At 71.1% G+C, this 12,907-nt stretch carries 13 protein-coding genes; 5 read left to right on the top strand and 8 right to left on the bottom strand.

Features of this window, described 5'->3' with window-relative positions:
- On the top strand, positions 1-1,714 hold a 1,714-nt coding region (locus tag GT042_RS03235; RefSeq protein WP_161307177.1), incomplete at its 5' end, for an EAL domain-containing protein.
- Between the two features lie 40 nt (positions 1,715-1,754).
- Here GT042_RS03235 and GT042_RS03230 read toward each other — a convergent pair.
- Entirely contained in the window at positions 1,755-2,747 is a 993-nt protein-coding gene (locus tag GT042_RS03230; protein ID WP_161307176.1) for a LysR substrate-binding domain-containing protein, read from the bottom strand.
- Positions 2,748-2,829: 82 nt separating this feature from the next.
- Between GT042_RS03230 and GT042_RS03225 the strand changes: the two genes are divergently transcribed.
- From GT042_RS03225 to GT042_RS03215, 3 genes are read left to right on the top strand one after another with little or no spacing between them, the layout of a single operon-like run.
- Entirely contained in the window at positions 2,830-3,537 is a 708-nt protein-coding gene (locus GT042_RS03225; protein WP_161307175.1) for a succinate dehydrogenase, read from the top strand.
- A 16-nt stretch (positions 3,538-3,553) separates the two neighbouring features.
- Positions 3,554-5,503, top strand: coding sequence for a fumarate reductase/succinate dehydrogenase flavoprotein subunit (locus GT042_RS03220; RefSeq protein WP_161307180.1), 1,950 nt, complete (start codon positions 3,554-3,556; stop codon positions 5,501-5,503).
- Positions 5,500-6,246, top strand: coding sequence for a succinate dehydrogenase/fumarate reductase iron-sulfur subunit (locus tag GT042_RS03215; protein WP_161307174.1), 747 nt, complete (start codon positions 5,500-5,502; stop codon positions 6,244-6,246). Before GT042_RS03220 ends, GT042_RS03215 begins: the two co-directional genes overlap by 4 nt.
- Before the next feature lie 9 nt (positions 6,247-6,255).
- Here the strand turns inward: GT042_RS03215 and GT042_RS03210 are convergent, their stop codons facing one another.
- Positions 6,256-7,272, bottom strand: a complete 1,017-nt coding sequence (locus GT042_RS03210) for an LLM class flavin-dependent oxidoreductase (protein ID WP_161307173.1) — start codon at positions 7,270-7,272, stop codon at positions 6,256-6,258.
- Between the two features lie 132 nt (positions 7,273-7,404).
- Here GT042_RS03210 and GT042_RS03205 point away from each other — a divergent pair, with 132 nt between their 5' ends.
- On the top strand, positions 7,405-7,872 hold the full coding sequence (locus GT042_RS03205; RefSeq protein ID WP_161307179.1) for a hypothetical protein: 468 nt from the start codon (positions 7,405-7,407) through the stop codon (positions 7,870-7,872).
- Positions 7,873-7,890: 18 nt separating this feature from the next.
- On the opposite strand, the gene GT042_RS03200 is transcribed toward GT042_RS03205, so the two are convergent.
- The 6 genes from GT042_RS03200 to GT042_RS03175 form a co-directional block, all read right to left on the bottom strand.
- Positions 7,891-8,115 (bottom strand): dodecin, encoded by a 225-nt coding sequence (locus GT042_RS03200; RefSeq protein ID WP_161307172.1) that lies wholly within the window; start codon positions 8,113-8,115, stop codon positions 7,891-7,893.
- A gap of 115 nt (positions 8,116-8,230) precedes the next feature.
- Positions 8,231-9,301: a dihydroxyacetone kinase subunit DhaK gene (dhaK, locus tag GT042_RS03195; protein ID WP_345943666.1), complete on the bottom strand. Its 1,071-nt coding sequence runs from the start codon at positions 9,299-9,301 to the stop codon at positions 8,231-8,233.
- Positions 9,302-9,325: 24 nt separating this feature from the next.
- Entirely contained in the window at positions 9,326-9,976 is a 651-nt protein-coding gene (dhaL, locus tag GT042_RS03190; RefSeq protein WP_161307171.1) for a dihydroxyacetone kinase subunit DhaL, read from the bottom strand.
- Positions 9,977-9,999: 23 nt separating this feature from the next.
- Positions 10,000-10,806, bottom strand: a complete 807-nt coding sequence (locus GT042_RS03185; protein WP_161307170.1) for an HAD-IA family hydrolase — start codon at positions 10,804-10,806, stop codon at positions 10,000-10,002.
- Between the two features lie 5 nt (positions 10,807-10,811).
- Positions 10,812-11,672 (bottom strand): class II fructose-bisphosphate aldolase, encoded by an 861-nt coding sequence (locus GT042_RS03180; RefSeq protein WP_161307169.1) that lies wholly within the window; start codon positions 11,670-11,672, stop codon positions 10,812-10,814.
- Between the two features lie 143 nt (positions 11,673-11,815).
- Positions 11,816-12,907, bottom strand: a 1,092-nt coding sequence (locus GT042_RS03175) for a response regulator transcription factor family protein (RefSeq protein ID WP_161307168.1), incomplete at its 5' end; no start/stop codon positions are given.

The raw sequence follows: 12,907 nt of genomic DNA, 5'->3' as shown, positions 1-12,907 counted from the left end.
CGCCGAGCAGGCGCTGCACGCCACCGAGGTCCGGTTCCGCGCGGTCTTCGACGACGCCGCGATAGGCATAGGGATCGCCGACCTCGACGGCAACATGCTGGAGGTCAACGACACCCTCATCCAGATGTTCGGCGGGCTCGAACACCACGTCCGCAGCCGCAACGTCAGCGAGTGGGTCCACCCGGAGGACGTCCCCCAGGTCTGGCGCATGTACGGCGAGCTGGTGCGGGGCGAGCGGGAGCACTTCCGCTGCGAGAAACCCTTCTACCGCAACGACGGTACGGTCCTCTGGACCAACCTGACCGTCTCGCTGCTGCGGGACGCCGACGGCGCGCCGCAGTACCAGCTCGCGCTGATGGAGGACACCACCGAGCGCCGGCTGCTCAACCTGCGGCTGCGCTACGAGGCCACGCACGACGCCCTGACCGGACTGCCCAACAGGACCCTGTTCTTCGAGCGTCTGGAGAAGACGCTCGCCGCGCCGGACGGGAGCCGCTTCGGTCTCTGCTACCTCGACCTCGACGGCTTCAAGGCCATCAACGACAGCCTCGGGCACTCGGCGGGCGACCGGCTGCTGGTCGAGGTCGCGGACCGGCTCCAGAGCTGCGCCACGGCCCCGGGCGAGATGGTGGCGCGGATAGGCGGCGACGAGTTCGTGGCGCTGACCACCGGGCACGCCTCGTGCGGCGAGGTGGCCGACCTCGCCTCCCGGATCCTCGGCGTGCTCGCCACCCCGATCCGGCTCGACGGCCGGGAGTTCACGGTCCGGGGCAGCATCGGCATCGTGGAGGGCCCGGTCGCCGGGCGCGCCCCCGCCGAGGTCCTGCGGAGCGCGGACATCACCATGTACCGCGCCAAGGCGGCGGGCGGGAACCGCTTCGAGCTGGCCGACGCCGAGGCCGACGCGCGCGCGATCACCCGGCACGGGCTGACCACGGCGCTGCCGGCGGCGCTGGAGCGCGGCGAGTTCTTCATCGAGTACCAGCCGCTGGTGCACCTGGACGACGGTACGGTCCACGGCGCGGAGGCGCTCGTGCGCTGGCTGCACCCGCAGCACGGCATCCTCGGGCCCGACCGTTTCATCCCGCTCGCCGAGCACACCGGGCTGATCGTGCCGCTGGGCCGCTGGGTGCTCGAACAGTCCGTACGGCAGGCCAAGGAGTGGCAGGACCAGCTGCCCGAGGGGGCCGAGGGCCGGCCGCTGCGCATCAACGTGAACCTCTCGCCCACCCAGCTCCACCACCCGGGGCTGGTCGCCGAGACGGTCGAGGTGCTGGAGCGGATCGGCCTCGCGCCGGGGGCGCTCTGCCTGGAGGTCACCGAGTCGGCGCTGATCGGCGCCGACGAGGACCTGCTCAAGCCGCTGCGCCAGCTCGCCGAGATGGGCGTGGACATCGCGCTGGACGACTTCGGGACCGGCTACTCGAACCTGGCGAACCTGCGGAGGCTGCCGGTGAGCGTGCTCAAGCTGGATCGTTCTTTCACGCAGGGCATGCAGCAGCACCCGGCGGACCCGGTCGACCTGAAGATCGTCGAGGGGATCGTCTCGCTCGCGCACAGCCTGGACCTGGCGGTGACGGTGGAGGGTGTGGAGACCGGCGCGCAGGCGGACCATCTGCGCAGGCTGGGCTGCGACACCGCGCAGGGCTGGTTCTACGCGCGCCCGGGCCCTCCTGAGCACCTGCACCGGCTGTCGCTGCTGGACGCGGTCTAGAAGCGGTCAGGAGCCGCTCCGGAGGCGCTCCGGAGGCGTTCTACGCGCGGGGCCCGGCGGCCGGACCCCGCCCCCGGGCCTCCGCCGAAACGGCGGACCGCGCCTCCGCCGCACGCCGGGACCGCCACGCGGCGGTCTCGGCGGACATCCGGGCTCCCGTACGGGTGGAGAGCAGGACGCGTTCCAGCTCCCGGGCCGCGCGGGGCGGCGCCACGTCGCTGCGGTGGGCGAGGGCGACCGTACGGCTCAGTCCCGGCCGCGCGAGCGGCGTGACCCGCAGGTCGCGGGTCCGCCCGGCGACCATGCTCGGGACGACGGCGACCCCGAGACCGGCCCGGACGAAGCCCAGCACCGCGTCCATCTCGCCGCCCTCGACGACGAACGCCGGCTCGAACCCCTCCGCCCGGCACGCGGCCACGGTCAGGTCGCGCAGGTCGTAGCCGTGCCGGAACATCACCAGCGGCTGGTCCGCCAGATCGGCGATCCGCAGCGGTCTGCGCGGCGGCGGCGCGGACGCCGAGGAGACCACGACCAGGTCCTCGTGGAGCAGCTCGACGGTGGTCAGCGCGGGGGAGGGGGCCGGCAGCGGCAGGACCACCAGCGCCAGATCGAGGTCGCCGCGGGCCAGCGCCCGTACCAGATCGTGCGAACCGTTCTCCTCGATCAGCAGCTCGATGCCCGGATGCAGCTCGTGGAAGGCCAGCAGCACCTCCGGCAGCAGACCGGTGCAGAGGCTGGGCGGCGCCCCCAGCCTGACCCGGCCCCGCCGCAGCTGGACCAGCTCCTGGACCTCCAGGCGGGCCGTCTCGGAGTCGGCCAGGATCCGCCGGGCCAGCGGCAGCAGAGCCTCACCGGCGTCGGTCAGCGTGACGTTGCCCCGGGCCCGGCTGAACAGCTCGGCGCCCAGCTCCTTCTCCAGCGCCCTGATCTGCTGCGACAGGGACGGCTGGGAGACGTGGACCCGCTCGGCGGCGCGGGTGAAGTGCCTGGTCTCGGCCACGGCGACGAAGTAGAGCAACTGCTGGAACTGCATCCACTCATCATAGGCACACCCTATGGACATGAGCCGGACCATGTCTTGGACCTCTGGTCGCGGCGCCCCTACCGTCAGGTACATGGCTCTGGCAACGCGGACGGACCGGCGCGCGTCCCTGCCGCGCACCCTCTGGGGATCGACGGTCGGCAAAAAAGTGATCATGGCCGTGACCGGCCTGTTCATGCTCGCGTATCTCGTCGCGCACATGTACGGCAATCTGAAGATCTTCTTCGGCCTGGACTCCTTCAACGGATACGCGCACTGGCTGCGGATCATCGGCGAACCCGTCCTGCACTACGAGTGGGCGCTCTGGGGCCTGCGGATCGGCCTGGTCGCCGCCGTCGTCCTGCACGCCGTCTGCGCCTACCAGTTGAGCCGCCGTGACCTCGCGGCCCGGCCCACCCCGTACGTACACAAGCGGCAGCGCGCCAGCTACGCCACCCGCACCATGCGCTGGGGCGGGATCATCCTCGCGCTGTTCATCGTCTGGCACATCCTCGACCTGACCACCGGCACCGTGCATTCCGGCGGCTTCCAGGAGGGCCGCCCGTACCAGAACGTCGTCGACACCTTCTCGACCTGGTACGGCAACACCATCTACATCGTCGCGATGCTGGCGCTCGGACTGCACGTCCGGCACGGGTTCTGGAGCGCCGCCCAGACCCTCGGCGTGGGCAGCCCCACCCGCGAACGGATCCTCAAGGCGTCGGCCGACGTCCTGGCCGTGGTGCTGACCGCCGGATTCATCGCCGTACCCGTAGGGGTCATGAGCGGAGTCGTGAACTGACATGAACGGAGCCGACATGCGGGACTACACCGACTACACCACCGGCGAGCCCGTCGCCGACACCACCGCCCCCGACGGACCGGTCGCCGAGCGCTGGAACCGCCGCCGCTTCGAGGCGAAGCTCGTCAACCCCGCCAACCGCCGCAAACACACCGTCATCGTCGTCGGTACGGGCCTGGCGGGCGGCGCCGCCGGTGCCACCCTCGCCGAACAGGGCTACCACGTCGTCCAGTTCTGCTACCAGGACTCCCCGCGCCGCGCCCACTCCATCGCCGCGCAGGGCGGCATCAACGCCGCCAAGAACTACCGCAACGACGGCGATTCCATCCAGCGGCTCTTCTACGACACGGTCAAGGGCGGCGACTTCCGCGCCCGCGAGTCCAACGTCCACCGGCTCGCCGAGGTCTCCGTCGAGATCATCGACCAGTGTGTCGCGCAGGGCGTGCCCTTCGCCCGTGAGTACGGCGGCCTCCTCGACACCCGCTCCTTCGGCGGCGTCCAGGTCTCCCGTACCTTCTACGCCCGGGGCCAGACAGGACAGCAACTGCTCCTCGGCGCCTACCAGGCGCTGTCCCGGCAGATCGCCGCCGGGGCCGTCGAGATGCACCCCCGTACCGAGATGCTCGACCTGATCGTCGTGGACGGACGGGCGCGCGGCATCGTCGCCCGCGACCTGATCACCGGCACGGTCTCCAGCTACTTCGCCGACGCCGTCGTCCTCGCCACCGGCGGCTACGGCAACGTCTTCCACCTCTCCACCAACGCCAAGAACAGCAACGCCACCGCCGCCTGGCGCGCCCACCGGCGCGGCGCGTACTTCGCCAATCCCTGCTTCACCCAGATCCACCCCACCTGCGTCCCGCGCTCCGGCGAGCACCAGTCCAAGCTGACGCTGATGAGCGAGTCCCTGCGTAACGACGGCCGCATCTGGGTCCCGAAGGCCCACGGCGACACCCGGCCGCCCGGGCGGATCCCCGAGGACGAGCGCGACTACTACCTGGAGCGGATCTACCCCGCCTTCGGCAACCTCGTCCCGCGCGACATCGCCTCCCGCGCCGCGAAGAACGTCTGCGACGAGGGGCGCGGGGTCGGCCCCGGCGGCCAGGGTGTCTACCTCGACTTCGCCGACGCCATCGCCCGGTTCGGCCGCAAGGCCGTCGAGGAGAAGTACGGCAACCTCTTCGAGATGTACGAGCGCATCACCGCCGAGGACCCGTACGAGGTCCCGATGCGCATCTACCCGGCCATCCACTACACGATGGGCGGACTGTGGGTCGACTACGACCTCCAGACCACCCTGCCGGGCCTGTTCGCGATCGGCGAGGCCAACTTCTCGGACCACGGGGCCAACCGGCTCGGCGCGTCCGCGCTGATGCAGGGCCTCGCCGACGGCTACTTCGTCCTGCCGGCCACCCTCAACGACTACCTGGGCCGCAACCCCCACCTCGACCCGGTCGACGACTCCCACCCGGTGGCCGTCGAGGCCGTCGCCGACACCGAGGACCGGCTGCGCCTGCTCCTGGCCGTCGACGGCGACCGTACCCCCGACTCCTTCCACAAGGAGATCGGCGAACTCCTGTGGGACCACTGCGGAATGGCCCGTACGGAACAGGGCCTGCGCAAGGCGCTCGGCCGGATCCCGCAGATCCGCGAGGAGTTCTGGCGCCGCATCAAGGTGCCCGGCTCCGGCGAGGAGTTCAACCAGTCGCTGGAGAAGGCCAACCGCATCGTCGACTACCTGGAACTCGCCGAGCTGATGTGCCTCGACGCCCTGCACCGCGCGGAGTCCTGCGGCGGGCACTTCCGCGAGGAGTCGCAGACGGAGGGCGGCGAGGCGGAGCGCCGCGACGAGGAGTTCTCGTACGCGGCGGCCTGGGAGTTCACCGGGACCGGCGCCGCGCCCGTCCTGCACAAGGAAGACCTCGTCTTCGAGTACGTCCACCCCACCCAGCGGAGCTACGCATGAGGCTCACCCTGCGCGTCTGGCGCCAGCACGACGCCGGCGCCCCCGGCGCCATGGTCACCTACGAGATCGACAGGATCTCCGAGGACATGTCGTTCCTGGAGATGCTCGACACCCTCAACGAGGAACTGATCCTCCGGGGCGACGACCCGGTCGCCTTCGACCACGACTGCCGCGAGGGAATCTGCGGCGCCTGTGGGGTCGTCATCAACGGCGACGCCCATGGCCCGGAGCGCACCACCACCTGCCAGCTGCACATGCGGCACTTCAAGGACGGCGACACCATCGACGTCGAGCCGTGGCGGGCCGGCGCGTTCCCGGTGGTCAAGGACCTGGTGGTGGACCGCTCGGCGTTCGACCGCATCATCGGCGCGGGCGGCTACATCACCGCCCCCACCGGCTCGGCCCCCGACGCCCACGCCACCCCCGTCCCCAAGCCCGACGCGGAGTTCGCCTTCGAGCACGCGGAGTGCATCGGCTGCGGCGCGTGTGTGGCGGCCTGCCCCAACGGCTCGGCGATGCTCTTCACCTCCGCCAAGATCAACCACCTCAACGTCCTGCCCCAGGGCGCCCCGGAACGCGAGACCCGGGTCCTGGACATGGTGGCGACGATGGACGAGGAGGGCTTCGGCGGCTGCACCCTGGCCGGCGAATGCGCCACGGCCTGCCCCAAGGGCATCCCCCTGCCGTCGATCACGGCGATGAACAAGGAATGGCTGCGTGCGACGCGGAAAGCCGCGCGCTGACACCCTCGGTCAGCGGTTCTCGCCGTGGAGCCCCAGGAGCATTGCCAGCCTTCGGTACGAGTCCAGTTGGGCGTCCAGGTCGTACGTGCTCGTGGTGACGAGGAATTCGTCCGCCTCGCTGCGGGACAGGAGCTTGTCCAGGGACTCGGCCACGTCGTCCGCCGTGCCGTACAGGTGGCCCCGCCGGGACTCCTCGAAGAGGGTTCGTTCGCGTGGGGTCATGGGTGTGGTGAGGACGGTCTCCACGGGGAGCAGGGGCGGGAACTCACCGTGGGTGCGGGACCAGGCGGCCGACCAGGCCTCGGGGAGCAGGAGCCGGCGGGCCTCCTCGGTGGTGGCCGCCACCGCGACCGTGCCGGAGAGCATCACGTACGGGCGTTCGTTCCACGCGGAGGGGCGGAAGTCGCGCCGGTAGTCCGCCACCGCGCGCAGCATCGCGTCCTCGCCCCGTACGGCCGCGATGACCAGCGGCAGCCCGGCCCGCGCCGCCACCGCCGCGCCCTTGCCGGTGGCCAGGACGAAGGGCGGCGGGCGCAGGCCCTCGGCGGGCTGGGCGTGGACCCGGGGGCCCGTGTCCGGGGTCCCGGAGAAGTAGCCGAGCAACTCCTCGATCTGCGCGGGGAAGTCCTCGGCGTCCTGCTTGTCCCGGCCCAGCGCCTTCCGTACCCCGTCGGTGAAGCCCACCGACCTGCCCAGACCCATGTCGACACGGCCGGGGAAGAGGGACTCCAGGACGCCGAACTGCTCGGCCACGACGAGCGGCCGGTGGTTCGGCAGCATCACTCCGCCGGTCCCCACCCGGACGGTCGACGTCGCGGCGGCGACGGCCGCCGCGAGGACCGTCGGCGCGGACCCGGCGACACCGGGTACCCCGTGGTGCTCGGAGACCCAGAAGCGGTGGTAGCCCAGCGCCTCGATCTCCTGGGCGAAACGCACGGTGTCCCGCAGCGCGCTCGGGGCGTCCCTGCCCTCCCTCGTACGGGAGCGGTCCAGCACGGAGAACGGGATGTCGGGTGAGATGCTCACGTATCAGTCAACACCCTCTCCGGCTGGGGATTCCCCGGGCGGATTGCCTAGGCTGACGGTGTGACGACCAAGACGGCCAAGGCGAGCAGGACGACCAGGAGCACCGGGACGACAGACGCGGCCCGGCGGCCGGTGGCCGTGTTCGATCTGGACGGGACCCTTGCCGAGACCGGCCACCGCCAGCACTTCCTGGAGCGCGTACCCAAGGACTGGAACGGCTTCTTCGGCGCGGCGGGCCAGGACACACCACTGGCCGAGGGGGTACGGCGGGCCGTCGCCGCCGCCGAGGAGTGCGACCTCCTCTACCTGACAGGACGGCCCGAACGCTGCCGCCGGGACACCCTCGCCTGGCTGGCGGCGCACGGCCTGCCCGAGGGGCCGGTGCGCATGCGCCGTAACGCGGACCGGCGCCCCGCCCGTACGACCAAGCTGGAAGTCCTGCGCGAGGTGGCGGAACAGCGCGAGGTCCGCATGCTCGTCGACGACGACGAACTGGTCTGCGCCGCCGCCGAACGGGCGGGCTTCCGGGTCGTACGGGCGGACTGGGCCAGCACGTCACCGGCGTTCCGGGACGGCCAGGAGCGCGAAGGGCGCACCTGAGCCCCCGGCCACGGGGGCTCAGGAGCCGTCGTCCGCCGGGTCGAGGCGGAACCCCACCTTGAGACCCACCTGGAAGTGCTCGATCACACCGTCCTCGATATGACCCCTGACCTCCGTCATCTCGAACCAGTCCAGGCCGTGCAGCGTCGTGGACGCCCGGCTGATGGCGTTACGGATGGCGTCGTCGATGCCTTCGTGGGAGGTGCCGACGATCTCGGTGACCCGGTAGGTGTGGTTCGACATGGAGCTGTCTCCTCTGCACGCGTCGCGGATGTCGCGGGGTGTGGTTCCACGGTGCCCCAGGGCAGGGCGCTCCGCGAGACCAGAATCCCCGCGTACCCGCTCCCCGGACCCCCACTCAGAAGACGTGCACCGGGATGTCGGCGGGTGCGGCCAGCAGATCCGCGATCTCGTCGTCCAGCCGGACCAGGGTCAGCGAGGCGCCCGCCATGTCGAGCGACGTGCAGTACTCGCCGACGTAGCTGCGCCGGATGTCGACCCCGCGGTCGGCCAGCTGCTTGTGGGCCTGCCCGTACACCAGGTACAGCTCACCGAGCGGGGTGCCGCCGAGGCCGTTGACCATCAGCGCCACATCGTCGCCGGAGACGTACGGCAGATCCTCCACCACCGCCGTCAGCAGCTCGCCGACCAGTTCGTCCGCCGACTGGAGCTTCTCCCGGCGCCGGCCCGGCTCGCCGTGGATGCCGACGCCCATCTCGATCTCGTCGTCGGGCAGGTCGAACAGCGGCGACCCCTTGGCGGGCGGTGTGCAGGCGGTCAGCGCGAGCCCCATCGTGCGGGTCACGGCGTTGACCTTCTCGCCGATCCGGTACACCTCGTCCAGGTCGGCACCCCGCTCGGCCGCCGCCCCGCACGCCTTCATGACGAAGAAGTTGCCGGCCACCCCACGGCGTCCGACGGTGTACGTCGAGTCCTGTACGGACACGTCGTCGTCGATGAACAGCGTGCGGACGGTCACCCCGTCGGCGTCCGACAGCTCCTCCGCCATCTCGAAGGCCATGCGGTCGCCCGTGTAGTTGTTGACCAGCAACAGCACGCCCTTGTCCGACGCGACCCGCTTCACCGTCTCGTACACGTAGTCGGTGGGCGGGGCGGAGAACACGTCACCCGGACAGGCCGCGTCGAGCATGCCGAATCCCACGCTCATCACGTGGGCCGGCTCGTGCCCGGAGCCCGAGCCCTGGACGAGTGACACCTTGTCCGCCCGGGGCGCGTCCGCGCGCATGATCAGGTTGTACTCGGGGACGTACCGGAGGGTGTCGGGATTGGCCAGCGCCAGGCCCTCCAGCATCTCCGGTACGTAGTTCTTCGGGTCGTTCACGAACTTCTTCATCAGCTGGCTCTCCTCGATCGAGTCGGTGGTGGCGTCGTGTCCCAGGACTTCGCGTCCCAGGACGCGGCGCCGCACGTCACACGCGGGTGTAGGGGCGCGTCACACGCGGGCCGCCCACTCGTCGGCGACACGTTCCGCCATGACCGCGACGGCCATGGCCCCCGCGTCCGGGGAGCCGATGCTGCGCTCCCCGGTGTAGCTCGGCCGGCCCCGCATCGCCTGCATGGGGGTGGTCGCCTCGGCTGCCGTACGAGCGGTCTCCGCGACGACCCCGGCCAGGTCGGCCCCGTTCCCGCCGCCGCCCAGCGCCTTCTCCAGCGCGTCCGTCATCGGGATCAGGGCGTCCAGCAGGGTCTTGTCACCGAGATCGGACCTGCCCCGCTTCTTGATGCCCTCGGCGGCGGCCCGCAGCATCGCCACGGCGTCCTCCCCGGACAGCGCGGTCAGCTCCGGCCGGTCGGAGATCGCGCCGGCCGCCCTGAGGAAGGCGGTGCCCCACAAGGGGCCCGACGTCCCGCCCACCCGTTTGGAGATCACCAGGGCGATCTTCTTGAGGAATTCCGAGGGGGAGTCGCGGTCGAAGGAGTCCCAGTCGGCGAGGACGATCTCGAAGCCCCGGGCAAGTGAGTAGCCCAGGTCCCCGTCGCCGACGACGGCGTCGAGATCGGAGAACGCGCGTTCGTTCTCGACGGCCGTCCTCGCGATCGTCCTGACGACAAATTCGAGGTCACTGGTGGTTGCGGTGGACATGTCTCTCCTCACCTGGCCTGACATCAGTGCGCGCCGGGCACGGCGGCGAGCAGGAATTCGAGAGCGGCGAGCCGTACGTACGGGGAGGGGTCGGCGCCGAACGGGTCGCTCAGCACCTCGGAGGCCGTCCCCGCCGGATCGGGCCCCTGGCCCGCCGGATCCCCGAGCGACGACACGACCAGCAGGGCCCCCGTGAAGTCCTCCTCCGCCGTGTACGCGCTGGTCGTGACCGCGCAGCCCAGCCCGGCGTCCCGCGCCGCGCGCAGCCCGTTGGCACTGTCCTCGACGACGAGGGCCCGTGTGGTGTCGAGCCCGAGCCGGGCGACCGTGAGGTCGTAGATGTCGGGGGCCGGTTTCTTGCGGGGGACGACGTCCCCGGCGAACACGCTGAACCGAGTGGCCAGTTCGGGGCCGACGGCCAGGTTGAGCACCCCGCGCACGGACCGTTCCGCCGAGGTCGAGGCGACGGCCAGCGTCCACCCGGCCGCGTCGGCCTCGGCCGCGATCCGCCGTACTCCCGGGCGGGGCGGGATCTTGCCGCCCGCGATGATCTCCAGATAGATCTCGGTCTTGCGCCGGTGCCACCGGGCGACCTCCTCGTCGAGGAGGCGCGGATCGGCCGGCAGACCGGCCTCGGCGACGAAGGCGGGGGTCAGCAGCGTCTTCATCCGCTCCTTGCCCCCGCCGACCTTCACCTTCCGCGCGTAGTCGCTGTCGCTCCACCGCACGGGGAGGCCGAACTCCTCGAAGGTCCGGTTGAACGCGGGCAGATGTCCGTACCGCTCGGTGTCCGCGAGGACGCCGTCACAGTCGAAGACGAGCGCGGGCACGGCACTCACCTCGCCCGGCCGGCGCTGCCGAACACCGTCATCAGCGAACCGGCCAGGTCGATGACGTCCTGCCGTACCGACCGGAACAACGACGGCGGGTCCCACTTCTGTTTTTCCTCGGCCGATTCCAGGAAGGCGAGAGACGATTTCATGAAGGTCTCCTTGAGGGCGGTCGAGATGTTGACCTTCGCGCAGCCCCGGCCTATGAGATCGCGGAACTGTTCGTCCGACATACCGCTGCCGCCGTGGAGCGCGATGGGGATCGAGCGGGCGGCGACCAGGTCGGAGACCCGTTGGAAATCGAGGACCGGAGTTTTGCGGTACGAACCGTGGGCATTTCCGATCGCGGGCGCGAAGACGTCGACGTGTGTGGTGTCGAGGAATTCCAGCGCGACGGCCAGGTCCTGTTGCGCGGCGGCGCTGTCGCTGCCGATTCCGTCCTCGACGCCCGTGATGGACTCGATCTCTCCTTCTACGTGGGCGCCGTGCTGCCGGGCTTCGGCGACGACCTCGACCGTCTGCCGCATGTTCTCCTCGACGGGGAGGTGCGAGGCGTCGAACAGGACGGAATTCCACCCCCGGTCCAGGCATTCGGTGATGACCTCGCGCTCCGGGCAGTGGTCCAGGTGCAGGGTGACGGGCACCTCGATACCGGCCGTCATGGACGTCCACATCGTGTACAGGACGTCACTGCCGATGGATTTCACCGTCTTCACCGAGGTCTGTACGATCAAGGGCGAGGATTTCTCCACCGCCGCGGCGAGCACCGCTTCCAGGGTGAGGTCGTTGAACACATTGATGGCCGGTACGCCGTAACGCTCTTTGAAGGCGCCGGACAGGATGTCGGTCAGCGGGACGACGGACACGTGAACTCCCGGGATCGATTTCCCCCGCTTACCCCCACGTTTCCCTCTGTTCTTCGAGGCTAGCCCCGGAAGGACGCGGGGTCGGCCGGGAATCCCCCCATCCCCGGGTAGGGAATCCCCCCACGGCCGCGCCCCTCGCGCTCTCAGCCCCCGTCGGAGGCCGCGCGGTGCGCCAGCGCCGTACGGTTCGACGCCCCGGTCTTCCGCAGGACGGCCCCGACGTGCTTCTCGACCGTCTTCACCGAGATGCCGAGGGCGGTGGCGATCCGCTTGTCCGGCAGCCCGCGCTCCACCAGCGCCCGCACCTCCCGCTCCCGGTCCGTGAGCGGATCCCGGGCCGGGCGGTCACGGTCGGTGATGCTCCGCAGGACACGCTGGCTGAGCAGGACGTCACCGTGGGCGGCGGCCAGCACCGCCCGGACCAGCCCCGCACCGTCCAGGTCCGAGCCCACACACCCGCGCGCACCGGCCCGCACCGCTTCCGGGAGCAGCGGGTCGCCCAGGTCGTCGGTCATCAGCAGCACCGCCGTACCGGGGCTGGCGGAGCGTACGTACGACGTCAGCCGGGCACCGTCGAGCCCCGGCATCCGCAGGTCCAGCAGGACGACGTCCGGTTCGAGGACCCGTACCGCGTCCACCACCTCACGGGCGTCCGCGATCTCCCCCACCACCTGGATCTCGGGCCCCGCCCGGTCCAGCAGCCGCACGAGACCGGCCCGTACGACAGGCCGCCGGTCGACCACCAGCACCCGCCACGGCGTCGTCGCCCCCGCCGGACGGTCCTCGTCCGCCGGGGTGCGGGGGATCCTGGCCCGGATCCGGGTCCCCCAGCCCGGGGTGGACTCGATGCGGAGGTCCGCGCCGAGCTGGTCCGCGCGCGCCACGATGCCGCTCAGCCCGAGCCCGCTGCGCCGCACCTCCGTGTCCCCCGGGTCAAAACCCCGCCCGTCGTCCTCCACCACCACGGCCACGTCGTCCGCGCCGTACATCACCCCCACCCGGATCAGGGCGGCTCCGGCGTGCGTGACGGCGTTGGTCAGCGCCTCCTGCACCAGGCGCAGGGCGTGCGCGGCGACCTCGGGGGAGAGGGCCCGGCGCTCGCCCGTGACCACCAGATCCGTACGGACACCGGCGGTGGAGCGGACCCAGCCCAGCTCGACACCGACGGCCTCGTCCAGCGGACGGTCCTCCAGCAGGGCGGGGCCGAGGCCGAGCACGGTCCTGCGGGTCTCGGC

Origin of the sequence: Streptomyces sp. SID3212 (assembly GCF_009865405.1) — a bacterium.
Lineage (GTDB): Bacteria > Actinomycetota > Actinomycetes > Streptomycetales > Streptomycetaceae > Streptomyces.
The sequence above is the reverse complement of the archived record's forward strand: the minus strand, read 5'-3'. Positions and strand labels throughout refer to the sequence as shown.